Annotated in this window: 22 protein-coding genes; 8 read left to right on the top strand and 14 right to left on the bottom strand. The window is 59.7% G+C overall.

The window, feature by feature from the left end:
• Positions 1-538 precede the first annotated feature (538 nt).
• Positions 539-946: a hypothetical protein gene (locus tag C4S63_RS08080; RefSeq protein ID WP_103917258.1), complete on the top strand. Its 408-nt coding sequence runs from the start codon at positions 539-541 to the stop codon at positions 944-946.
• A gap of 299 nt (positions 947-1245) precedes the next feature.
• Positions 1246-1899 (top strand): hypothetical protein, encoded by a 654-nt coding sequence (locus tag C4S63_RS08075; protein WP_103917257.1) that lies wholly within the window; start codon positions 1246-1248, stop codon positions 1897-1899.
• A 322-nt stretch (positions 1900-2221) separates the two neighbouring features.
• Here C4S63_RS08075 and C4S63_RS08070 read toward each other — a convergent pair whose 3' ends face one another.
• Positions 2222-3208: a YheT family hydrolase gene (locus C4S63_RS08070; RefSeq protein ID WP_103917256.1), complete on the bottom strand. Its 987-nt coding sequence runs from the start codon at positions 3206-3208 to the stop codon at positions 2222-2224.
• A gap of 89 nt (positions 3209-3297) precedes the next feature.
• On the opposite strand from C4S63_RS08070, the gene C4S63_RS08065 reads away from it, so the two are divergent.
• Complete coding sequence (locus C4S63_RS08065) at positions 3298-4026, top strand: 16S rRNA (uracil(1498)-N(3))-methyltransferase (protein ID WP_103917255.1); 729 nt, start codon at positions 3298-3300, stop codon at positions 4024-4026.
• 67 nt (positions 4027-4093) lie between these two features.
• Here the strand turns inward: C4S63_RS08065 and C4S63_RS08060 are convergent, their stop codons facing one another.
• The gene (locus tag C4S63_RS08060) at positions 4094-4927 is read right to left on the bottom strand and encodes a DUF5995 family protein (protein WP_103917254.1); all 834 of its coding nucleotides are present in this window, start codon (positions 4925-4927) and stop codon (positions 4094-4096) included.
• Positions 4928-5330: 403 nt separating this feature from the next.
• Here C4S63_RS08060 and C4S63_RS08055 point away from each other — a divergent pair, with 403 nt between their 5' ends.
• The 5 genes from C4S63_RS08055 to C4S63_RS08035 all read left to right on the top strand — a co-directional run bounded on the left by C4S63_RS08055 (position 5331) and on the right by C4S63_RS08035 (position 7713).
• Positions 5331-5993 (top strand): DUF1294 domain-containing protein, encoded by a 663-nt coding sequence (locus C4S63_RS08055; RefSeq protein ID WP_103917253.1) that lies wholly within the window; start codon positions 5331-5333, stop codon positions 5991-5993.
• Between the two features lie 94 nt (positions 5994-6087).
• Positions 6088-6327: a hypothetical protein gene (locus C4S63_RS08050; RefSeq protein ID WP_062815140.1), complete on the top strand. Its 240-nt coding sequence runs from the start codon at positions 6088-6090 to the stop codon at positions 6325-6327.
• Positions 6328-6361: 34 nt separating this feature from the next.
• On the top strand, positions 6362-6787 hold the full coding sequence (locus C4S63_RS08045; RefSeq protein WP_082810726.1) for an MAPEG family protein: 426 nt from the start codon (positions 6362-6364) through the stop codon (positions 6785-6787).
• Complete coding sequence (locus C4S63_RS08040) at positions 6787-7122, top strand: TfoX/Sxy family protein (RefSeq protein WP_103917252.1); 336 nt, start codon at positions 6787-6789, stop codon at positions 7120-7122. The genes C4S63_RS08045 and C4S63_RS08040 overlap by 1 nt, the downstream gene beginning before the upstream one ends.
• A gap of 15 nt (positions 7123-7137) precedes the next feature.
• Positions 7138-7713: a DJ-1/PfpI family protein gene (locus tag C4S63_RS08035; RefSeq protein WP_200819525.1), complete on the top strand. Its 576-nt coding sequence runs from the start codon at positions 7138-7140 to the stop codon at positions 7711-7713.
• Positions 7714-7751: 38 nt separating this feature from the next.
• Here C4S63_RS08035 and C4S63_RS08030 read toward each other — a convergent pair whose 3' ends face one another.
• The 12 genes from C4S63_RS08030 to C4S63_RS07975 all read right to left on the bottom strand — a co-directional run bounded on the left by C4S63_RS08030 (position 7752) and on the right by C4S63_RS07975 (position 23566).
• A complete protein-coding gene (locus C4S63_RS08030) occupies positions 7752-8411 on the bottom strand; it encodes a YoaK family protein (RefSeq protein ID WP_063509831.1) in 660 nt (219 codons plus the stop codon).
• Between the two features lie 164 nt (positions 8412-8575).
• A complete protein-coding gene (locus C4S63_RS08025; protein ID WP_103917251.1) occupies positions 8576-9043 on the bottom strand; it encodes a helix-turn-helix domain-containing protein in 468 nt (155 codons plus the stop codon).
• 107 nt (positions 9044-9150) lie between these two features.
• Positions 9151-9699 (bottom strand): lactoylglutathione lyase, encoded by a 549-nt coding sequence (gene gloA / locus C4S63_RS08020; protein WP_103917250.1) that lies wholly within the window; start codon positions 9697-9699, stop codon positions 9151-9153.
• 300 nt (positions 9700-9999) lie between these two features.
• The gene (locus C4S63_RS08015) at positions 10000-10959 is read right to left on the bottom strand and encodes an SPFH domain-containing protein (protein WP_062815145.1); all 960 of its coding nucleotides are present in this window, start codon (positions 10957-10959) and stop codon (positions 10000-10002) included.
• Positions 10960-11017: 58 nt separating this feature from the next.
• Positions 11018-11485, bottom strand: coding sequence for an NfeD family protein (locus C4S63_RS08010; RefSeq protein WP_062815146.1), 468 nt, complete (start codon positions 11483-11485; stop codon positions 11018-11020).
• A 184-nt stretch (positions 11486-11669) separates the two neighbouring features.
• Positions 11670-12158 carry a peptidylprolyl isomerase gene (locus tag C4S63_RS08005; protein WP_063509834.1) on the bottom strand — a complete coding sequence of 163 codons (489 nt, stop codon included), beginning with the start codon at positions 12156-12158 and terminating at the stop codon, positions 11670-11672.
• Between the two features lie 71 nt (positions 12159-12229).
• Positions 12230-12778, bottom strand: a complete 549-nt coding sequence (locus tag C4S63_RS08000) for a cytochrome b (protein WP_063509835.1) — start codon at positions 12776-12778, stop codon at positions 12230-12232.
• A 65-nt stretch (positions 12779-12843) separates the two neighbouring features.
• Positions 12844-13842, bottom strand: a complete 999-nt coding sequence (locus tag C4S63_RS07995; protein WP_103917249.1) for a lysophospholipid acyltransferase family protein — start codon at positions 13840-13842, stop codon at positions 12844-12846.
• On the bottom strand, positions 13839-14834 hold the full coding sequence (locus C4S63_RS07990; protein ID WP_103917248.1) for an MBL fold metallo-hydrolase: 996 nt from the start codon (positions 14832-14834) through the stop codon (positions 13839-13841). The genes C4S63_RS07995 and C4S63_RS07990 overlap by 4 nt, the downstream gene beginning before the upstream one ends.
• A complete protein-coding gene (locus C4S63_RS07985) occupies positions 14831-15286 on the bottom strand; it encodes a chemotaxis protein CheW (RefSeq protein ID WP_063509837.1) in 456 nt (151 codons plus the stop codon). The genes C4S63_RS07990 and C4S63_RS07985 overlap by 4 nt, the downstream gene beginning before the upstream one ends.
• Before the next feature lie 193 nt (positions 15287-15479).
• Positions 15480-16487: a chemotaxis protein CheB gene (locus C4S63_RS07980; protein WP_062815152.1), complete on the bottom strand. Its 1008-nt coding sequence runs from the start codon at positions 16485-16487 to the stop codon at positions 15480-15482.
• Positions 16484-23566 carry an Hpt domain-containing protein gene (locus C4S63_RS07975; RefSeq protein ID WP_103917247.1) on the bottom strand — a complete coding sequence of 2361 codons (7083 nt, stop codon included), beginning with the start codon at positions 23564-23566 and terminating at the stop codon, positions 16484-16486. Before C4S63_RS07975 ends, C4S63_RS07980 begins: the two co-directional genes overlap by 4 nt.
• Between the last annotated feature and the right edge of the window lie 48 nt (positions 23567-23614).

The raw sequence follows: 23614 nt of genomic DNA, 5'->3' as shown, positions 1-23614 counted from the left end.
AAAACGGTCTTACCACGAGGACACAGAGAACACGGAGGAAAACCTTCTTTTCTCTCTGCCCTCTGTGGTGAATGCGCCAAACTTTACCCCGCTAATAACCCATCCCCCAATCCCTTTTCAGTGCAGGCGTTGATGACCGTTGAATGTCTGGTTGTCAGTTTGCCGATGTCCCTCCCCTTTTTTGCTCGCCATCCCGCCGTTTTTCACCCGCGCGCAAGTTGAATATGTAGGATATGGCTTACATATTTTTGTAAGTTGCTGAGATAAAGTGAATTTTCTGATTTGGTGCTGCAAGAAAGGCGTTGTGCGTGCCTAGCATGGCTGCCAAGCATCAAAGTCCAACAATAAACACCATGGTCTAACATCCAGAACAGCGTGAGCTGAACCGAAAGCCGTCGTGGGCGCGAGTGTGCTAAAGCTGATTAAGCTGACTTTATGGTGTATTGAAATCAGTGCAGCCCTTTAAGGTAGCAGTATCGATAGAGTGGCTTGTACGTCAAAAGAGTATCTGAGCCCGGTTTCAGAAGGAAAAGTATTTATGGATAACGAAAAAAATGTCTACGAAGTTTCTGAGGTGGTGGGGAACCAACAGCCCGATATTCCTGATGGTTGGGCCTATGACATCTATAAAGTTGAAGGATATGAATGGATAGTGGCCTATTCTTCGTCCTCTGAAAATAAGATTCTCTATGTTGATGGGGTCAGGGTGTCGGAGTCTATGGGGGATAAGTTTTCATTTGAAATTCATGGTGAATCTGTGGATGTCATTCGGAGGCTGGGTTACGGATATTACGAGCTGGACATTGTTCGGGGAGGAGACTCGATTGCGTCAGTGAAGCCCAAAAGAACAAAGGTAAAAGGAAAAAAAGCCAATATCATGATAGCGGTTTATATGTTATTTGCCCTTTGGGCTTGGTTCAACTTCAAGGACACTTTGATTGGTTGAAGCTTTTTCAGGAACAGTGGGGTCAGATACCTTTTTAATGTTGCACTCATTCACAGTGCAAGACCTGACCCCAAATTTTTGGAGCCTATTCTCAATCACTCTGTCTTTATGATCAGTGTTATTGGGTCAGGGAAAAGAAGAGGTCAACATATTGAATCATGCGTAAACCGACCGGTTTGTAACTGACTGACTTTTCTGCTTTTATGTTTCGATATGCAAATTTAATAATTGTGATATGAAGCCGGCGCGTTCATTGGATATTCGAGCGGGCTTCCTAATACCTGTTAGCGGTAGTGAATATGGCGAGTTGGAATCTAAAGGAACTTCGAGAGAAGGCCGCCGTTTTTCTTAATGATGCTGAGAAAAAGGAGCTTATTGAGTTTCTCGATTCTTTCGATTGGAAGAGTAAAGCGACGTATTATCATTTGCTTCAGGCAGATGAATGCTTCAAACCATATGCCGAGATGAATGAAGCACAGATAACTAAGAAGCTGTTTTCGCAAGATGATAAGTTTCAGATAGCGACAAGAATTAGGGAATTTTCGCTAGCATCAGCTGTGATGATGGCGAACACGCTACCTGACGTACTGGCGCAAGTCCTTAACGTCGTATCTTTATCGAACCGCCTAAAGGTTAACGATGTGACGTCAGGCAAGGTAATGAAAAGGATGAAGCCGGGTCTCTTGAGGGAGGCATTCGAAACCTTGATCCGCTCTGACGAAAGTAAATATATCAAGGCATTCACGAACACCATAAAGCACATACACCTGGTGAAGCCTAACTACCAACTCTCGATGGAAGACGGATTTTTCCACGGCGTAAATTTCAAGGCGTTTAGCTACAGGGATCAGTTATTTCCTGAAGTTCGTGATGTGGAACTAATTTCGATTGTTAAACGGCATCGAACTCAATCTATCCAGTTCGGTGAAAAAATAAATGAGACACTACGCTAACAAGTGCAGGCAAGGGACGCTCCTGGCGTCGCGCCCCTGCTGCAAGCGTTAAGTGTCGCTATGAAATTGAGTATAGGTTTAGTAATCGCGTTTGCCCTGGCAGCCATGGGGGTGTGGCTTATAGATATGAGAGACTTGGGGTCAGGTCTTGCCCCGTGCCCCAAGCAGTAAAAGACAAGACCTGATAAACGTAAGGCAACCTCGCCTGCCCGCCCTTTTCTTTGCCGAAAACCATCACGGCCTCGCTGTCGCTCGGTTCGCCATGCAAGCATGGGCTCCAACGGGATGGATTCGCCCAGGCTGAGGGGCGAGGCCATGCCTGTCAGCGAAACCCGAACCCCTGCACAAACGCCATCAACCGCTGCTCCAGCCAGTAGCGCTGGGGCGCGTGGTTGATAAAGCCCACATGGCCGCCGTAGTCACTCACCTCCAGGGTCACTGCCGGGCCCAGTTCTTCCTGGCGCGGTAGGGTCTCCGGGGTCATGAAGGGGTCGTCGCGGTTTTGCAGCATCAGTGTGGGGGTGCGGATCTGCAGCAGCTTGGGGCCGGCGGAGCATTGGGCGTAGTAGTGGTAGGCCCCGCGAAAACCGTATAGAGGCGCAATGATCTGGTCGTCGTAGCGCCAGAAGGAGCGGATGCCGCTCATGTTCAGCCGGTGCAGGCGCTTGGCTTCCGGCTGGTTGACCTTGTCCAGGTGGCGTTTCTTGTCGCCGAGCTGAGTCAGCAGGGTTTTCAACAAATGCTGGCGGTACAGTTTCGACAGGCCCCGGTCCAGCCGGTTGGCGCACAGGTCCAGCCGCAGGGGCGCACACACCGACGCCACCGCCGTCAGCTTGCCGTTGTCCCGGTGCGCCAGCCAGTTCAGCAGTCGGCTGCCGCCCAGGGAGACGCCGATGGCGATGCGGTTGCCGGTGGGGTCCTGGTCAAAGACATGCTCGATCACCGCATCCACATCGTCGGTTTCCCCGGCGTGGTAGCACAGGGCGGTGTCGTTGGGCTGCTTGGCGCCGCGACTGTTGATGGCCACCGAACGGACCCCGGCATCCGCCAGGGCCTTCTGAATGCCCCGCATATAGTGGGAGTCACTGCACCCGGACAGGCCGTGGAGCAGAATCACGGTCAACTGCCCGGGATGACGCTCGGGGCCCGCCCAGTCCAGCAGCAGCCGGTCGCCATCCGCCAGCGGTAGCCATTCGCTGTGCCGCTCCACCTCCGGCAAGGCCCGGCCCAAGGGCCCCCACAGGGTCTGCAGATGCGGGTTGCGCAGCCACAGGGGCGGCTGGAATGGGGAGGCTACGATTTCGCCCATGGAATCTCTCACTCGATAGCAGTCTCTTCGACCGGCGCTATGGTAGCCTTTTGATTTTCCCACTGGCACCCATTGTTGATGGAGACCCCATGGCCCGCCGCTTTTACGACGATCAGGAATTCCAGTCCGGCCTTGCTACCGAGCTGGGCGCCAATGCCAGTCATCATATTGGCAAGGTGCTGCGCATGGCGCCTGGCGATGAGGTGGTGGTGTTCAACGGGCATGGCGGCGAATGGTCGGCGCGCATCCTGGCGGTGGGCAAGAAGTCGGTGACCGTGGAGCCGCTGGCATTTGTGGATGAGGATCGCACCGCGCCGCTGGCGGTCACCGTGGCGCTGCCCATGATCAAGGGCGACCGGATGGACTATGCCATCCAGAAAGCCACGGAACTGGGGGCCGCCCGGATTGTGGTGCTGGACACGGAACGCTGCGAGGTGCGTCTCAAGGGCGAGCGGCAGGAAAAAAAGCTGGGCCAGTGGCAGCAAATCGCCATCAGCGCCTGCGAACAGTGCGGGCTCAATCGGCCACCCGTGATTGAAGGGGCCGTGCCACTGTCGGCCTGGCTTGCCGGTGCTCTGCCCGCGCTGCGCCTGATCGCCCACCCGGGAGAAAAACCGTTCTCGCCGGCAGCTCTGGATGGTGTGGACGGGCTGGCTCTGCTCACCGGGCCGGAGGGCGGGTTCTCCGATGAGGAATTGCAGGCGGCAGCTGACAGGGGCTTTATCCCCTTCGCCCTGGGCAACCGGGTACTGCGCGCGGAAACCGCACCGGTGGCGCTGCTGGCCGCGTTATGGGCGTGGCTGGAAAACAGCCGGTGATCATCACCGCAGCGATCTTCAGCCCCGTTGAACTGGTGAGCGGTTGATCGCTGCGGTGGGCAGTCGCTCAAAGTTTATTGAGCGACTCCAGGATATCCAGGTTATGTTCTTCGAATAACCAAAGGTTAAGCATGGCTTGACGCGTTTTTTCGTTATCAATCCACCGGGCCCGCAAGGACAACCCGTGGGACCAGGAGGTGATGCGAACACTCTGGAAAAGGATTTCGGAACTCACGCCATCACCGTACTGTTGATCAATGGCTTCACCAAAAAAATACAGATTAAAGAAATCAGTCAAGTCAACGCCGTAGACATTTTCAATGTCATCGACCAGCGACAGGGTCACGTCGGTCAATAGTTGCCCGATGGCATAGAAATCATTGAAATGAAAAAAGTATGAGTTGGCGTCGTTGATGGCTTCCGGGAAATCCAGGGTGAGGTGCGCGGTCAACGCTGCCGCTGCCGCCCGTCCGACAGACCGGGAACAATCGCCGCTGATAAGATAGAAATTATGCCAGGACTCTGTCACCGGCTGGCCCAGTAAATGGCGATGCAGGTTATCCATGTAGCGGAGCACAAACTGACGGCTTACCGCTTCGCTCCAGCCATTGAATTTGAAATTGCCCTGTTCGATCTCCGGGGCCGCCGTTTCAAGAATGTTCCGGTAAAAAATGGCAAATACGCCGCGATGGTCGCCATAGCGAGTGAAAAGCTCTTCGATTTCACGGATATGGGGCAAGGCGTCAGAAAAGGTCTGGACGTTGTCAGGGTTGCTATGGAATAGCAGAGCCTGATACTCGTCAGCGCTAAAGGTGTGCCGGCAACTGTCTGCCTGTGACAGGGCCGGGGAGAGAAAGATGAAAAACAAAAGGGGTGCGAGGTAGCGGTAATGGCGTTTCATTGATTTTCCTTTTTATTGGTTATTTTTAGTGCCATGGTCCAAATATTCACCCTGGCATCGGGTGAGCGAAAAAAGGATAGGGAGAATGAAAGCCGACGCCTATCGGTCATGGGTTGGGGGGAGACAAAATGACATCAGAACAATGACTGATGGCACAGTTTTTCTTTTCGCAATACCCGTAAAAAAGGTTGTCCCTGGATCCGCCCATACCGAGGATTTTTCAGGGAAAACGCTACTCCCCGGGTGCCAGAAAATACGCCTGCCAAGGCGTCGGAAAGCGCGCCATGACAGGAAAGTTTTTACATTTATTATTGCGTCACCGCGGTTGCGGGCTGTTCGTTGGCCAAGTTCAGATGACAAGGTCGGCCTGGCATGGCCATCACACTGTTAGCGAAGAACTATCATGAAGAAGCAAGAAGGGCTGCTGAAGCAGTGGGATGATGCGCGCGGCTTCGGTTTTATTACCGATCGAAAAGGGCGGGACATTTTTGTTCATGTCAGTGCCTTTGAGGGGAGCCGCTCGCGCCCGAAAGCGGGAGAGAAAGTCCGGTTTCGTGTTGAGCCGGATGCGGCCAAAGGGGTGCGTGCCGTGGACGTGGAACGGTGCTGGCGTCCCGGTCATCTTTTGTTGCCGGAGTTTCTGTTTCCAGTGTTTGCGGTGGCAGCTTTCTATGGTGGCTTGTGGGGGGGCTTGTCGCAGTATGCGTTCCGGTTTTTCCTGATGAGTTACCTGCTGTTGATCGCCGCCGTGACGTTCCTGATATTCGCGCTGGACAAGCGGGCGGCGGTGAATGACCGCCAGCGAGTATCGGAAAATACCCTGCACCTCTTGTCCCTTGCCGGTGGCTGGCCCGGCGCCATGCTGGCCCGCCCGCTATTTCGTCATAAAACCCGCAAGCAGCCATTTCGTACTTTTTTCTGGCTGGGGGCCGTGGTAAATCTTGTTGTGCTGGGTCTGTTCGTTTTCAGCACGCAAATGGCGCCCTTGCGTGACTGGCTGGATGTGCGAGCGCTGGGCGGGTTGATCACCCTCAAGGAATGGGGCTGGATCAGCGGCCAGCTTTGAAAAAAGCAGACTGCCGCTGAGGCTGCTATCAATGCGGCCTGGAGGGTAAGAGTTTTCTGGAAAGACTATCAATAATAACAAACAGGGAAGAACCATGAGACTGCCGGAAGATGTGGAAAGCGTACTGTTTGTCAGAGGGGAAAAGGCCGCCGTGGCTCTGTTGTGTCGGCGGCATGCGATGAGTCGCGGTGCCGCGAAAGCCTGGGTTGCGTCCTGTTCCGTCTGGGGATTGCCTGAGCTAACGCCACCGGTTTCCAAAATAAAAATAGCCGCGGTGATGCTGTCCGCCTTTATGGCCGGCTTGCTGCTGGCGGCTCTGGAACAAGCGTTATGATGGTTTCAGGGCGCACTGAGCGCGAGGAATAACCATGCAAGTGACAAGCCCGATTCTGGCCCCGGTGGTGGTGTTGGTGGCCTGGTCCATGGTCATGTGGCTATGGATGTATGTCACCCGGTTGCCGGCCATGAAAGCCGCCAGCATGAAGCCGGACCCGCTGGCGCCGCGGGGTGAGCAGATGAGCACCCTGCCCGCCAGGGTTCGCTGGAAGGCGGATAACTATAATCATTTGATGGAGCAGCCGACGGTATTCTATGCGGTGGCCCTGTCACTGGCGCTGCTGGGCCAGGGGGATGGCATCAACCTGACACTGGCCTGGGCCTATGTGGGGATCCGCGTGGTGCATTCCCTGTTGCAGGCATTGATCAACAAGATCGAACTGCGTTTCGTGCTGTTTGCTCTGTCTTCTCTGGCGTTGATCGGGCTCACCGTCAATGCGCTGCGCGCCGTGTTCTGATGGCGTTTGATGCTGATCTGGCGCAGCGGGTCCGCGAAGGTCTGCTGGCCGTCAGTGGTGCCCTGCCCGATGAAAAGCGCATGTTCGGCGGCCTCTGTTTCATGATCGCCGGCAACATGTGCTGCGGCATTCTGGGTGACCGCCTGATGGCCCGGGTCGGGCCGCAGGCCCATGAAAGGCTGTCCGCTGAGCCTGGCGCCGGCGAAATGGATTTCACCGGCCGGCGCATGAAGGGCATGCTGATGATTGACGCGGAGACGGTAGCCGAGGAGGCTGCGCTACAACGCTGGCTGACTCACTGTTTTGCCTTCGTGCGCACCCTGCCCCCCAAATAACTGCCTGGAATTGCCATGCTGCAAATCGGGATTGTGATCTACGATGACGCCGAGGTGCTGGATTTTGCCGGCCCCTACGAAGTGTTTGCCACCGCCGCCCGGCTCTGTGATGCCCCGCCCTGGCAGGTGTCGCTGATCAGCGAACGCCATCAGGTGATGGCCCGCGGCGGCTTTGCGGTGCAAAGTCACTTTACCCTCGCGGATCACCCGCCGCTGGACGTATTAGTGGTCAGCGGCGGGGTACATACCGCTGCCATGGATAACCCCGTGTTGCTGGCAGCCCTGCGCGAGGCCGGCGACGGCGCCCGCTGGGTCACATCGGTCTGTACGGGGGCCTTTCTGCTGGCCCGGGCTGGCCTGCTCACCCGCCATCGGGTAACCACCCACTGGGAAGATATCGCTGACCTGCGCCATGGTTTCCCGGCGCTGGATGTGCAGGAAAAAATCCGCTGGGTCGAGGATGGCAATCGTCTCACCTCGGCGGGTATTTCCGCCGGTATCGATATGAGCCTGCATCTGGTGGAAAGACTGCATGGCCGGGAGTTGGCGGACAAGACGGCCCGGCAGATGGATTATGCCTGGCAGCGGTGACGGCTTGGCTCGCCATCCGGGCAAACCGGTCAGGTGACTTAACGATACCGCCGGCTGTACGCCCAATACACGCCGGCCAGTGAGACGGCCAGGGTGGCCGGGGCCAACAGGGCGGTGAAATGCAGCAACCGGAACAGCCAGGTGCCGACCACGCCGCCACAGACGAAGCCGCCAATCAACAAGACGAACAGCAACAGCCGGCGGCCGTTGAGGGGAATGCCACGCAGGCGGTTGCCGAGCATGATGCCCAGGTCGGTGAAGATCCCGGACAGGTGCGTGGTACGGATAATGGAACCGCTGTAGGTGGTCACCATGGCGTTCTGCAGGCCGCAGGCCATGGACGCCAGATAGATGCCCAGATCACTGCCCTGTTGCAGGGACAACATGGCCATGACCAGCAGAGCCGCTTCGATCAGCAATGAGAACCCGTAATGGCGGCCCAGCTTCAGGGCAGTGCTGGTGATCAGTACACCGCTAAGGGCGGCGCCGGCGAGAAAGCTCAGCAGGGTGAACAGCAGGTGCAGGGCCACGGACAGATCAAGATCCGCCAATGCCAGGCCCAGCAGCGAGGAGGTGCCGGTAAGGTGTGATACGGATTGGTGGCTGAATCCCAGCAGGCCCACGGCATTGACGCTACCGGCCAGAAAAGCGAGCAGGAAGGCCCCGACTTCCACCCAGGGCGGTAAACGTGTCAGCAAGGCATCCCCCGATGTTGCCGGTGATCAAGCCCGAAGTGTAGCACGCGGCGCGGAGTCGGGGGCGTGGTGTCTCCGCTTTCGCAGTCACACTTGCTTACCCGGCAGTCAGCGACATTATGGCGTGGATGCCCGGGCTGCTGCCGCCCTTCGTGATGCCAGCCGCGTTACTTTTTCTTGCTCTTCTTTTTGCCTTTCTTGCCGTCGCCTTTCTTGTCTTTCTTCTTGGATTTCTTGTCGCCCTTGTCGGTTTTGGGCTTGATCGGTTTCAGCTTTTTGTCTTTCTTTTTCGCTTTTCCTTTCTTGTCATCCTTTTTGTTCTTGGACTTCTTGTTGTCTTTGGCGGGCTTGCTGGCAGTTGCGCCATCGGTGGCGGCGGTAACGGTCTTGGCAGCCGGCTTGTTTGTCGTTGACGTGGCTGGGTCGAACAGGTCCAGGGCCACGGTGCGGAAGCGGCGGAGGCAGTAGCGTACCTGGCCCAGTGACAGCCCGGATGCTTCCGCCGCCTGTTGCTGGGTGTTCCCTTCATCCAGGGCCAGCAGGGCTTTGGCGCGGGGGCCGTTGGGTGCAGGCTGGTTGCTTTGGGTCTGGCAGAGCTTGCGCTGTTGCGCGGTCAGTAAGGAAGCGGTGGCCACGGATTGTCCCCTCAGTAAAGGTTGCGAGTAAAAGCCAAAAACTCACCTTAGGGACAAGCGTCCAATGTGGCAAAAAAACTTTTTGGCTGTCAAAAAAGTGAAACGATTCAGTCCCTTTTCTGCTGCCTTTCCATCATGTCGGCCTGCAGTATTTCAATCCAGTATCCGTCCGGATCCTTGATAAAGGCAAGGCCCTTCATTTTGCCGTCATCCGGTTTCTTGACGAAGGGGACGCCCAGGCTTTCGAAGCGCTCGGCGGCGGCATAAACATCGGGGACAGTGATACCGATATGGCCAAATCCCTGGGGCTGGTCATTGCCATTGTGGTAGGAAAAATCCGTATCCTTTTCGGTACCCCAGTTATGGGTCAGCTCCAGCATGGCTTCACGGCCAAAAGTATAGGTAAGCCGTTTGGCATCGTCCTGCGGGACCTGACTGGCCTCTTCCTCATCCAGGTAGGCGAGGAAGTAGAGAGAGAATTGCATTGTCGGAAAGTCCAGCTTGCGCAACAGGCGCATCCCCAGCACACGGGTGTAGAAATCCAGGCTGACCTGGGGGTCCTTGATGCGCAGCATGGTCTGGTTGAACAGGTAATCGCGGGTGGCGTCGTCCGGGGTGTCACAGAGGCCGTCGGCCTGTTCGAAATGACGGGACATGGGGGCTCCTAATTGGCGTGGGCACAGGTATTTAAAGAATGTCGGGATGGTAGGGAGGGAATGCAAGCCTTGACGGAAAGACGATATCTACAAAGCCGCTGTAGGAGCACCGCTTGAGGTGCGAACCGCGTGCCAACGCGGAATCGACGAAAGGCGATCAGGCGCTTCAGCGTTCGACAGAACCAGAAAGTTTCGATGGGCTTTCTGCGTTTGCCGACTCGCGACCGCTGTTATCGCACCTCAAGCGGTGCTCCTACAGAGAGGGCGGAGCTTGCCTGGGCAAGCTCCTTAAGGTGGGGATCAGGCCGGGGTTTTTTCCACGGTCTTGAGGACTTTCTGCAGGCCGGCCACGGCGCCACCGATGTCGCTGAGGCCCTGGGGCAGCAGCAGGGTGGTGGATTCCTTGGCGACTTTTTCGAAGGCGGCGACATATTGCTCGGCGATGCGCAGGCTTACCGCCTCTTCGCCACCCTCTTCCTTCACTGCCCGGGCGACCATGTTCAGACCTTTGGCCGTTGCCAGGGCGACCAGCTCGATCTGTTTGGCGCGACCTTCCGCCTCGTTGATCTGCTTCATCTTTTCCCCTTCGGAGATATTGATCATCTCCTGCTTCTCACCTTCGGAGCGGTTGATGGCGGCCTGGCGATCCCCCTCAGAACGGTTAATGGCGGCCTGGCGCTCACCCTCGGACTCGGCAACCACCGCGCGACGTTCCCGCTCGGCGCGAACCTGTTTCTCCATGGCATCCTTGATGGACACGGGCAGGTTGATGTCGGCCACTTCGTAGCGCAGTACCTTCACGCCCCAGGGCTGGGCCGCTTCGTCCACGGCGCGCACGACTTCCATGTTGATCTCGCCCCGTTCCTCGAAAGTCTTGTCCAGGTCGATCTTGCCGATCACGGAACGCAGGGTGGTCTGGGCCAGTTGCTGGGCAGCCATGACATAGTCATCCACACCGTAGCTGGCGGCCTTGGGATCAATGACCTGCAGGTACATGACGCCGTCGATGGAGACTTCGATGTTGTCCTTGGTGATACAGCTCTGGCGTGGCACGTCCCGGACGATTTCCTTCTGGGAATGCTTGTAGGCAACCCGGTCGATAAAGGGCATCAGAAAATGCAGGCCCGCCTCCAGGGAGGTCTGATACCTGCCCAGCCTCTCCACCACATACACCTGCCGCTGTGGCACGATGCGGATGACCATGAAGAGCAGAACGATGACGCCGAGGGCGATAAGAGCGGAAATGATTAAACCTGCCATGGAGAGAGTTCCTTGTTATTGGGAGCGAATTGAGAGGAATACGGGTTGGCCACAGGGCTTATTCAGCGGGCGTCTGTGGTCCAGGTGTCCAGGGCTCTACGGTGAGCCAGAGGCCGTCGTGTTGGGTGATGCGCACCATGTCGCCCGGATGCAGGGGGTGAGCGCACTGGGCCTGCCAGCGGGCGCCCCGATAGGACACGGTGCCCACGCCGTTGCTGAACGCCTCTGCGACGGTGGCCCGGGCACCGACCAGGCCGGCACTGTCTTCTTCGCCTTGCCGTTGCCGTTCGGTACCCATCAGTTTGTCGTTGATGACCCGACGTACGAAGACCAGCAGCAGCAGGCTGGTCATTGCGAAAAGGGTCAGTTCCCAGGCGGTATCATCCAGCAGCCCAAGAAACTTCAGGCAGCCCACCAGCAAGGCGGCAATACCAAAGAAAATCACCACCAGCCCGGAGACGGCAAATTCGGCAATGACCAGGGCCAGCCCGGCGATAATCCAGTAACTGTATTCCGGCAGATCCATTTCTGAGCCCCTGTCGCGTGTGCATTATTTTGATGAACTAAGATAGCACGGAAGCGCTCGGCTGTAGGAGCGTCGCTGGCGGCGCGATCACAAACTTTCTATCGCGAGTGGAATCTTTACAGGTTCGGTTATCGTGCCGCCAGCGACGCTCCTACATGAAGTCAAAGATCAATGAAGGCAGAGTTCAGTGCTGATGCCCGCCCACGCCATGGGCATGCTTGTGGGCTTTTTCTTCGTCGCTGGCGTCGCGGATGTCGGTGATTTGCACCACAAAACGCAGGGACTGGCCGGCCAGGGGGTGGTTGGCGTCCACATCCACGGTTTTCAGGCCCACCTTGAGCACGGTGAGCATGCGCGGGCCCTCGTCGGTGGACACCGTGACCACCTTGCCGGGGGTGAGTTTGCCGGCGTGTTTCAGGTATTTGCGGGAAATACGCTGGAACAGGGTGTTGTCGTATTCCCCGTAGCCCTCTTCCGGGCTCAGAGTCACATCCACCTCATCGCCGACAGCCTTGCCAGTGAGGGCGTTTTCCAGCCCCTTGATGATGTTGTTATAGCCGTGCAGGTACGCCATGGGCTCGCCGGTTTCCCGGGAGTTTTCAATTTCGCTGCCGTCGTCGGCGTTGAACAGGCTGTAATGCAGGGTAACGACCTTGCCGTCTTCGATGGTCATGCATGCTCCGGTTGTCAGGCGATGGGAATGGGGGGCAATTGTGGCGCCTTCCCCGCTGCCGGGCAATTATCTCAGTCGTTATGGTTGCCGGGGAGCATGCGTTTCAGGGTGGCGTCCCCGTCGATGAAGTGATGCCACAGGGCGCCAGCAACATGGAGGGCGATCAGGACCAGCAATACGGTCCACAGCACTTCCTTGTGGATGAAGGCAATCTGCTTGGCCAGGTCGGTATTGATCTCTGTCAGCTGGGGGACGCTGAACATGCCGAAGATTTCGATGGTCTTGCCGGCAAACTGGCGCATGGCAAAGCCGCCGAGCGGCATGGCAAGCAACACAGAATACAGCAGGACATGGACAAGACGGGATAGCTGGCGCTGCCAGGCGGCGCCCACAGGTGCCGGGCGTGGGTATAAGGTGCGGGCATACAGTCGAACCAGCACAACGACCAGGATCGTCAATCCCAGGGAAAAGTGCAGCATCTTCCACCATTCCCGCATGGGGTCTCCCTTTGCGTAGAACTCGTGGAGTTCTACCGCTCCCCAGACCATCACCAGCAGCAAGACCACCAGCCAGTGGAGGCCTTTGTGCAATCCATGCCAGTTTGTCGGTGTTGTTTTCATGGTGTTCTCCCGTTTCCAGTAACCGCAGTATGGCGGATAAAGATTAATCCTGGCTTAACGGGGATTCACTGATCCGGGTCAGTGTCCGGGTGCAGGCCCAGACTCTTGCGGTCCTCGCCTTGTGCGATGCGGCCCAGTATCTCCCGGGATTGCCGGTACCAGCGCCGTCGCCCATTGGGCCCCCATTTGAAGCGTTTGTAAGTCCACTGGTACTGGGCCAGATTGCGATCAATGCAGCGCTGGAGACCGGTGTTCATGGCGGTGAGGATTTCCATGCAATCGCAGGCCTGTTCGATCTCCGGTGCCGCTTCGAAGTGCAGATGGATGTCTTGGACGCCGCCCTGACCGCGGATGCAGGACACGATGAACACGTGGGGCCGGTAGCGTTGCACCAGCTTGTCGATCAGTGCGGGTGTGGGCACCTCATAGCCAAAGAACGGCACGCAGGGATTACTGCGGTTGCCCGGGTTATGGTCGGAGAGAATCCCCAGGGTGCCGCCGGCTTTCATGGCCGCCAGGGCCTGTTTCACGCCCTGGCTGTTGGTGGGGATCAGTACCGAGCCGGTGCGTTCCCGGGCGGCCTTGACCATGGCGTCCATCAGGGTGGCGGGATGGGGCTGGTACATGATCAGGGTCCGGTCACGGTTGCCCTTGTCGCCCACATACAGATTACTGATCTCCCAGCTGCCCTGGTGCAGGGACAACATGAGTACCGGCCGCTCACTGGCGCAGGCATCCAGAAAGGCCTGTTCGCCGTGGATATGGGTGATCCGGGACAGGGTTTCTTCTACCGGGCGATGCCAGACATGGCTGAATTCGGTGAGCGTACGGCCCAGTTCCGCCATGCTCTGGCGGCCAATGCGCTTGGCGTCGGCCAGGGTCATGTCCGGATGGGTGGCCAGCAGATTGATCAGAACGACCCGGTAGGCGCTGGCGTAACGCAGCGGCAACAGGGTGATCAGGGTGGCAATCGTGGCCCCGAAGGCGGTGACCAGTGGCAGCGGTAACCAGGCAAGCAGACGGACCACCAGCCAAAGGCGGCGGCCCTGGTATTGTTTACTCATGACGGCAATTCAATTGTCAGGGTCTCGCCATGCTGCGGGACCCGAAATGTCTCGGTATCGATCTGTTGTTCTTCCAGCGCCCGGGCCAGGGCCCGGGGCGGTGCGTCCATGGGCTCGTCGGTGAGCACAAAGGTGCCCCAGTGCATGGCAACCGACTGGCGGGCGCGAATCTCCCGGTGAATTGTAACCGCTTCCGCCGGGTTTATGTGTACTGGCGACATAAACCAGCGGGGTTCATAGGCTCCAATGGGTAACAGGGCCAGGTCTACGGTGCCGAAAATGTCGCCAATTTCGCCGAATAACGGGGCATAGCCGGTATCGCCGGCGAAATAGAGGCTGAAATCCGGAAAGTTCAGCCGCCAGCTGCACCACAGGGTCCGGTTGTGGTCGCCGGGTCCGCGGCCACTGAAGTGTTGGGCGGGCAGACAGAAGGCTTCCACCTGGCCATGGTATTCGCTTTGCCACCAGCCCAGTTCGATGATGCGTTCCACGCCCAGGTTGCGCAGCCAGGATGCGACGCCGGTGGGAGCGAACCAGAGAATCTCCCGGCCAAAGCGGGCCTGCAGCTGCTTGACGGAGGCCCGGTCCAGGTGGTCGTAGTGGTTATGGGACACCAGCACCGCATTGATGGCTGGCAGCTTGTCGATGGTGATCGCCGGGGGGACCGCCCGTTTCGGCCCGGCAAAAGGCAGTGGCGAGCAGCGTTCAGAGAAAACCGGATCGGTGATCAGGTTCCAGCCCCGGTGCTGGAACAGGAAAGTGGAATGGCCAATCCAGGTGAGCTGGGGATGTGGCCCCGGGTTGGCCAGTCGTCGGGCATCCGGTTGCTGGAGCGGGAAGGATTGGTGGCGGGGAAAGCGGCCCCGGGTATCCCATTGCCAGCGCAGGAAGGCACCCAGGCCATGGCGGGGGGTGGCGAAACGATTGCGATACACCCCGGATCGGGAGGGTTCCTCTGCCGCCAGGGCTGCCAGCCGTTCCCGATCGATCATGCGCCGTCCCGCAGTCCTGCCACGGCGCCTTCGATGGCATCCAGATCGGGAATCACCGCCAGATCGCCGCCCACCTGAATATACATGGCCTCCGCAGGGCCGGTATCCACCGGCTCTTCCACCGGATCGTCCTTGGCCACTTTCATCATCCGCGGAATCCCCTGCACGATGACCGCGTAGAAGGTGCTTTTGCCGGCCACGGTGTTGAGGACGGCGATACGGGCATCCTGGCCGATGGTGATCTGCCCGGATTCGTTAAGCTTCTCGAAGGACAGCAGCGGTATGTTCTGGTCCCGCCAGCTCAGCCAGCCCAGCAGCCACTCAGGCCCATGGCCGGGCCGGTCCGGCTGGCGCAGGGGAATGATTTCAGCGACCACGATGTTGGGCACCAGCCAGGGGCGCCCCTGCATGGGGATCAGCAGGCTGGAAATATCGGATGGCAAGCTGCTCATGGTTGACCTCTGAGTGACGTTTCAAGTGGCAAGTTGCAAGTTTGCGGGTCCGCGAAAGGCTGACTGAAACCGGGCCGGCCCTGCCGGTAGCGGTGGGCAGGTGTCATGCCATGGCTGCGGCGGTGGTTGGGTAAACCCCGGGCCCCGCGTTGCCCTTTCCCGCGTGGCAATGTGAAACCGGCAACGTGTTCCTTCATGCAGACTTTAATTCTCTTCTTAACCGTTCCACCAGCTGCAGCGCAAGCTGCTCCGGTGATCCGCTGAAGCTGACACAGCCGGTCTCGCGGACGGAATCGGGCTGGCTGCTGACCGCACAGGTATCGGCACTCTGTGCCCACACCGGGCAACCGCTGGCAGCCAGCCGCGGCGCGGCGATGGCGCCATCGTTCCCCATACCGGAAAACAGGATGGCGCCGCAGGCATTGCCGAAGCCCTCGCTGACATGCTGTATCACCTGATCGATGGAGGGCGCATAGGGGCCCTCCCAGGCCTGGCCCGTGGACTGGATGCGACCGTCGTGGCGGAACTTGACCGCATAATCCACCGGGGCAATGGCCAGTTCCCCGTGACGCAGGGCACTGCCGTCCACGCCCACTTTGCAATCAATATTGTTGTCCCGGCCCAGGACTCCGCACAGGGTGTCCAGAAAGCTGCCATCAATATGCTGGGCCAGCACGAAGGCCACCGGCAGATTGGCCGGCAGGCAATCAAGAAACAGTTTTACCGCCGCCGGGCCGCCCAGGCTGGCTCCCAACACCCAGACCCGTCGGGGCCGGTCGCCCGGCCGAATGGTTTCAAATTCCCGGGGGGTGGGGATTTTTACGGTTGGTGGCCGTTGCGGGATCACGTCCAGACGTTCTTCCACCGCCGGTTTGCCGATGAAATCCACCAGCTTGGTCACCAGTCGCCGTTCCCATTTCGGGTAGCGGGCATCGGTGCGGGCCGGTGCCTGACCATCGCAGAACAGAATCGGCGCGGCGGCCTCTTCCAGCAGATTATCCAGAAAGCTCTGCCAGCGATCTTCGCTGGACAGGTCCACCACCCACAGGTCCAGCGCGCCTTCCGCCAGCCAGCGTTGTTCCAGGGCTTCCGGGTCCGTGTTGACCACCACCTGATACCCCTGGGCCTTCACAGCGCTGGATAGCAGGTGGCCCTGCAATGTGCTGTCGGCAATCACGCCGACCCGGCCCGGGGCGGTCATTCGTCACCGGTTTCCTGCAATTCGCCCAGCAGTTCGCGAATGGTGGAGAGCAGTTCGTTCTCCTGGAACGGTTTGCCCATGTAGCAGTTCACGCCAATATCGAAGGCCCGCTCGCGGTGTTTTTCGCCGGTGCGGGAGGTGATCATGATGATCGGCACGTCCTTCAGGCGGCTGTCGTGGCGCACATGGGTGGCCACTTCAAAGCCGTCCATGCGTGGCATTTCGATATCCAGCAGCATCACATCCGGGCGGATGTCTTCCAGTTTGGCGATGGCATCCATGCCGTCCTTGGCGGTGACCACCTCGTAGCCGTTCCGCTCCAGCAGGCGGGTGGTGACCTTGCGCACGGTGACCGAGTCATCGGTGACCATGACCAGCGGAGTATCGCGTCTGGTGTCGGTGTCCTGGTCGTCTTGCTCAACCGGTTCCTGAGGCAGTACCGGAATATCGGCGACACCCATTGCCGGCACCTGCACGTGGGCGGCACGGATCAGCGAGTGGATATCGAGAATGATTACCACGGAGCCATCACCGAGGATGGTGGCGCCGCTGATACCGGCCACCGAGGCCAGCTGCGGACCAACGGATTTCACGACCACTTCCCGGGAACCCACCAGGTTGTCCACCACGATGGCCACGGTGTGCTCGGTGCTGCGGATCAGCAGTACCGGCATGGGAGTGGTGTGATTGTCCAGATGCGGGCTGCGGGTGCCATGGACGAAGTTGCCCAGGTATTGCAGTTCATAGTCCTGGCCCACATAGGTGTAGACCGGGTTGTCTTCTTCGAAGTAATGCTGCAGTTCGAAGGGGCTGATGCGCACGATACCTTCGATCTGGTTCAACGGGATGGCGTAGGTATCTTCGGCGGCTTTCACCATCAGGGCCCGGTTCATGGCCAGGGTGAACGGCAGGCGGATGATAAAGCGGGTGCCCTGCCCCTTGTGGGAATCGATGGTCACCGAGCCGCCCATCTGTTTGATTTCGCTGGCCACCACGTCCATGCCCACGCCGCGCCCGGAAATCTGGGTGACGGCGGCGGCGGTGGAGAAACCGGCGTGGAAAATAAACTGCTGGATTTCCTGCTCGGAGAGCTGGGCATCCGGGGCGATCAGGCCACGCTCCACGGCTTTACGGCGCACCGCATCCGTGTCGATCCCCTTGCCGTCGTCGGACAGGGTGATCACCACCTCGCCGCCTTCCCGGCCCAGCTCCAGATTGATGCGGCCTGTGTCGGCCTTGCCGGCGCTCTGGCGGCCTTCCCGGGTTTCGATACCGTGGTCCACCGCGTTACGCAGCATGTGCTCCAGGGGCGCGACCACGCGCTCCATCAGGGAGCGGTCCAGTTCCCCTTCCGGGTTGAGCACATCGAAATCCACCCGCTTGCCCACTTCGCCGGAGATCTGCCGGACGATGCGACGCAGACGGGGCACCAGGCGGCTGAAGGGCACCATGCGGGTGCGCATCAGTTTTTCCTGCAGCTCGGTGTTAATGCGGGACTGCTGCAGCAGCAGGGTTTCCGTGTCCTTGGTGCGGTCCAGCAGGGTGTTCTTCAGATCGAGCAAGTCCGAGGCGGATTCCGACAGCTGCTTGGTGATCTGGTGCAGCTCGGAGTACTGGTCCATTTCCAGGGGGTCGAAATCCTCGTCGATTTCGCCCCGGTCCACGCCTTTCTGGTAGTTGGACATGATCTGCGCTTCGGTTTCCGAATCCAGCCGTCGCAGCTGTTCATAGAGACGCTGAACCGTGTTGCCCATTTCCTCCACGTTGAAGGTGAACTCGGAAATCCCCTGTTCTACCCGACCGCGGTTAATGGAGGTTTCCCCGGCCAGGTTCACCAGTGCTTCCAGCACGTCGGCCCCCACCCGCACCATTTCCTGGGGCTGGGCCTGGTTCTGGCGCTGGCGACGATCATCCTGTTTGGGCTGCTGCGGTTGTGGCGCGCTGTCCGCCGCCGGTGCCAGTGTGGTGCCCGTCTCCTCAGCGGGAGAGAGGGAATGGCGCCGGGCACTGCGGGCCACGGATTCCATGCCGCGGACAATCTGGTCATACCAGTTGACCATGGGCTGGAAGTCTTCCTGGGTGGGCGCTTCGCGGCGTTTTTCCAGTTCCAGCAGATAGGTTTCGAAATCGTGGCTGATGTCGCCCAGGGGTTTCAGGCCGGCCAGTCGGGCACCGCCCTTGAGGGTGTGCAGGGCGCGTTTGAGATCGTCGGTGAAATCCTGGCTCTCCGGATGGTCTTTCCAGGAGGTCAGGCAGGCGTCAATGATCTCTGCCAGTTCATCGGATTCTTCCAGGAAGATTTCCAGGATTTCCGGGTCACTGTCGGATTCCCAGTCGCTGTATTCATTGTCGTCGGGTTCACTGGCCGGGGCGGTCGTCTCCGTGACCGCCGCAGGCGCAGGATCTGCCGGTGAGCTGGTGGCCAGGGTGGGCAGGCTGAAGCCGGCCGGGTCGGCCACGTAGTCGTGGATGGCCTGAATCAGCTGGTCGCCCTGGGGAAGCGGCTCGCCAGCCTTGAGCGCCTCGACCATTTCCGCGAGCTTGTCGTGACAGCGATGCAACAGATCCAGCAGGGTTGTTTCAACAGCCAGACGGCTCTGTGCCAGCCCCTCGTACAGGGTTTCCAGTTCATGGCCCAGATCGCCCAGTTCCCGGACTTCGGCCATGCGGGCACCGCCCTTGAGGGTGTGCAGGTCCCGTTGCAGCGACTGCAGTTCGATCAGGTTGTCCTGCTCGCTGATCCACTGTTCCAGGCTGCTGCCGGCGGACTCCAGAATTTCATCCGCTTCTTCCAGAAAGATTTCCACCAGCTCCGGGTCACGCTCCGGTTGAGGGGGCGCCGGCATGCTGGGCGCGTCCTCAAACGCAACGGGCGCGGGACCGGTGTCTGCAGCAAAATCGGAAGGCGTGTGGTCAGCAAGGTCGTCATTGTCCGGGGAGGTAACAACGGTGCCCGGGATGTCGGCAGCCGTCGTGTCGCCACGCAGGAAGGCCTGGATGGCACTGACCAGTTCCGGTGCGCTGTCGGGGGTGCGGCCGGCGCGCAGGCCGTCGATCATGTCGGCGAGCCGGTCATGGCAGCGATGCAGCAGGGCAAACAGTGCCGGATCCGCCTCTAGCTGGCCGGTATTGAAGGCTTCGTAAAGGTTTTCCAGTTCGTGGGCCAGGTCTCCCACCGGCGCCACGGCGGCCATGCGGGCGCCGCCCTTGAGCGTGTGCAGGTCCCGCTGCAGGCCATCCACATTGCTGGCATCGCCCTCTTCCCACTGATCCAGGGTGTGGCTGGCGGATTCCAGAATTTCTTCGGCCTCTTCCAGGAACAGGCTGACCAGCTCCGGATCCATATGGGCCTGATATTCATTGCTGTCGGCCCAGCTCTGGGTATCCGCATCGCTGTCCGCTTCCGGGGTGTCGGCAGTGTGATCAGAGAAGGCGTCATCCCACTGCGGCGCACGAGTGCCGGAGCCGGGGCCATCGTCGTCCGGGCCGCTGCTTTCTGCCAGTTCGTGCAGGGCATCCACCAGTCCCAGTTCCGGGCGCACGGTCTGGCCGGCAGCCAGGCAGTCCATCATGTTGACCAGGGCATCCTGGCCTTCGCCGGCCAGGGACAACATCTGTTCGCTGTACGCCAGCCGGCCGGATTCCACGGCGCTGTAGCAGGCCGCCAGGCCCGCAGCCAGGGCATGAATTTCGCCAAGCCCGGCGGTGGTGGCGCTGTTGGAGAGCAGTTGCAGCTCGTCGCGGAGTTTCACCAGCTCTTCGGTCTGCTGCGGATTCCTGGACCACTGCTCAAGCAGTTGCTCCGCATCCACGATCAGGTCCATGCCTTCGGACAGGAAGACGGAAAGGATGTGCGGGTCCGGGCCGGAATCCCGTTGTTCGGCCAGTCCGTCCCGTTGTTGCTGCAGGGCGGTGATCAGGGCGTCAGCACCGGGCAGGTGGGCCTGGTCGAGTTGTTCCAGGTTGTCGCGCACCAGTTGGTGGGCCTGGCGCAGCAGTTCGGCCTGCTGGCTGCTGGCCCGGCGGTTACTGCTGATCAGGTCGCGCACCAGTTTCTCGGCCGGCTCTGCCACTTCCGCCACCGCTTCGATTTCTGCCATGCGGGCACTGCCCTTGAGGGTGTGCAGGGCACGGTGAACGCTGTCGTCAAGGCTGTGCTCGGACAGGTCCGGGTCCACGGTCTGCAGCCACTCCTCAATCAATGCCAGATTGCGAAGGGCCTCGCTGGCAAAGATTTCCAGCAGTACCGGGTCCGTGCCTTCCTCGCTGGCGCTCTCTGCCGGAAGGTCATCGCCGTCACTCATGTCCGGAATGTCGGCCAGGCTGTCAATTTCGCTGTCGCTGCTGGCGTCCGTGTCGAGCGGCTGGGCGGGTGCGTCCGTTTGCGGGGCGTCGGCCTCGGGCAGGTTGAACTCGATGATGCCGTCCTCTGACGCATCGTCGCTTTCCCAATCAAGCGGCGTGCCCTCGTCGCTGGCGTCGTTGAAGGCGGCCAGATCTTCCACGGACAGGCTGTCGCCGTGGTCATCGCTGCGGTCCGTGAACCCGTCACTGTCTGCGGGCAGGGTCAGTTCCAGGGTGTCGTCGGCCTGTGCGTCATCAGCGGAGGCATCGTCGTCCTGGTCGACGGTGTCAGCGCTGTCCGCAGGGAGGGTGTCGCTACCGGTCTGGCCTGTGATCGCCGGCACCTGATCGATCTGTCCACCGGCGGCCAGGGTATCGGCGGCGTCGGCCAGGGGCTGCACATCGAACGGATCCGGTTGTCGCTGGGTAAAGGCATCCACCAGGGCGGGTACCCGGTTGCGGACTTCCTGCACCAGATCAATGAGTACGGCGGTGGGCTCAATGGTGCGGTCAATCACCCGGTTGAGCATGTTTTCCACGGACCAGCCCAGCTCACCCACGGTACTGGCACCGACCATTCGGCCGGAGCCTTTCAGGGTATGGAAGGCGCGACGGAATTCCACCAGGGACTCTTCATCGCTGGTGTTGGCGGCCCAGCGGGGGAAATACTGGTCCAGGGCTTCCAGCACTTCGCCCACTTCTTCCTGGAAAATCTCGATGATTTCATCATCGATCAGATTGTCATCGTCTTCATCCGCCAGGTTTTCGGTGGTCTCCGGTGATTCTGGCTCCGCGCTGTCCGTGCCCTGGTCTGTGGGCGCCAGGCCGGTAATCTCGAGAGTCGGGTCGTCCTGGTCATCCGCGGTGTCCCAGGTCACTTCGGCGGGATCGTTGAAGGCCGGCTCCAGGGAAATGTCCGACTCCGGATAGTCCTCGGTGTGGTCGTCGCTGTCGCCGATCTGGCCAGTGGTATCGCTGTCGATCTGCACGTCGGCGTCCAGCTCGATGCGTTCCACTTCCACCGGGTCATCGCCGAAGCCGCTGCCCTGATCCAGGGGATAACCGAGCGCGTCCACACTGGCGCGGGCCAGCTGCAGGATATCGTCGGTGGTTTCCGGATCGTCGCTGAGACGTTCCAGGTAGTACTCCACCGAGGTGATGGCATCCGCCAGAGTGTCCATGCTGCGCCAGTCCGGCTTGGGCTGGTCCGCATCAAGCAGTTTTTCCTGAATGAACTGCACGCACTGGCGCAATATCAGTGCCGGCTTGTTGAGCTGGATCACTTCCAGGCCGCCGCGCACGGCACTGAGTCGTTCCGGTACCGGGTGAAGATGTTCCGGGTTCCACTGGGACGCAATGAATTCGACGATACCGTCCTTGGCCTCTTCCAGGCCGGCTCGGCATTCGCGCAGTACCGCTTCCATGGCCTGGCCCACGTGGCCGGGCACGTCGTTCTGATCACCGTTATAGGATTTTCCGCGGCGGTCGCCGCCGCTGATACCGGCCAGGGTCGCTTCCACATAAAGCAGGGCGCCGGCAATATCCATCAGGGTTTCGCGTTCCGCAGGGCGTTTACCGGCAACAATGTCCTCTACCGCGTGGAGCTGTTCTTCCACCAGGGTGCGTGGCTGGCCCAGGCCCAGTACGGCCACGGTGTCGGCCACCTGTTTCAGGGTTACGGTCTGTGGATGCAGCTTGCTGGCATCGCTTTCGCCGTTATGGACGAAGGCTTCCAGGGCGTCCTTGACGGTGGTGATCTCTTCGGAAAGCGCCTTCACCACGGAATTCATGGCTTCGGCATCCGGGCCGGTCATGCGGGCCCGTTCCGCGTTGATCAGGTCATCGGAAGGCAAGGCATCGTCAAGACGGAAACGGGCTTTCACGTCGCGGATGCGCGGACTGTCCGCGTCCGCCTTGGCCACGTAGTACAGCAGGTTCTTGAGCAGTTCCGTGGGCGCCGGACGGTTCAGGCTGGCCGCGCCTTCGCTGACCAGTTCACGCAGGTTGCGGTCCACGTGGCCCAGCATCAGTTTTACCGAGGTGCCCAGGACAATGGCGTCTTCGGAGAGCCCTTCCACCAGGGCATTGCTGATGCTCCACAGGGGAGCGCGAGGAGCGTCGCCGGTGATCTGCTCCAGCTTGGTGAAGACCTTGGCCATGTAGCCCAGGTTCTCGCCCATATTGTCGTTGCGCAGCACACCGAGCAGGGCGATCTGGAACATCTGACGGATTTTCTTGGCCAGCTGGATAAAGCGCGGGTCGTTGAGCAGGTCTTCGGGGATCTGGCCGCGGCCGGTGGCATCGGTGAGATCCGGTTTGAACAGGGCGGTTTCCGACAGCAGCGGTTCGCCACGGGCGGCTCGCAGATCATTGAGCAGGGGCAGGAGTACCACCGGCAGGTCGCGCCGGTTGCTGGCTACCCTGTCGAGATAAGGCGGCAGCTGCAGGATGGCCCGCATCAGGGTTTCCTGGCCATCTCCCACGTTGCCGACCCGGGCTTCCAGCAGCGCCTGAGCCAGCTTTTCCATTTCTTCGGCGAGCAGAGCAGCACCGTAGAACTCCACCATTTGCAGGGTGCCGTACACCTGGTGCAGATGGGCCTGGCAAAAACGCATGCGGGTGGCGTCGTCCGGGGTATCCACGAACGCTTCCAGTGCCTGCTGCGCCTGGTTCAGGGTTTCCTGGATCTCCCCGCGAACCCAGTCCAGAGCCAGATAGTCGTGACGGTCACTCATGACGTCTCCTGTCATACTCAAACCTGCCGTCACTGCGGGCAGGTTTTT

The organism is Alcanivorax sp. DSM 26293 (genome assembly GCF_900107995.1).
Taxonomy (GTDB): domain Bacteria; phylum Pseudomonadota; class Gammaproteobacteria; order Pseudomonadales; family Alcanivoracaceae; genus Alcanivorax.
This window is presented reverse-complemented; position numbering and strand designations above follow the sequence as displayed.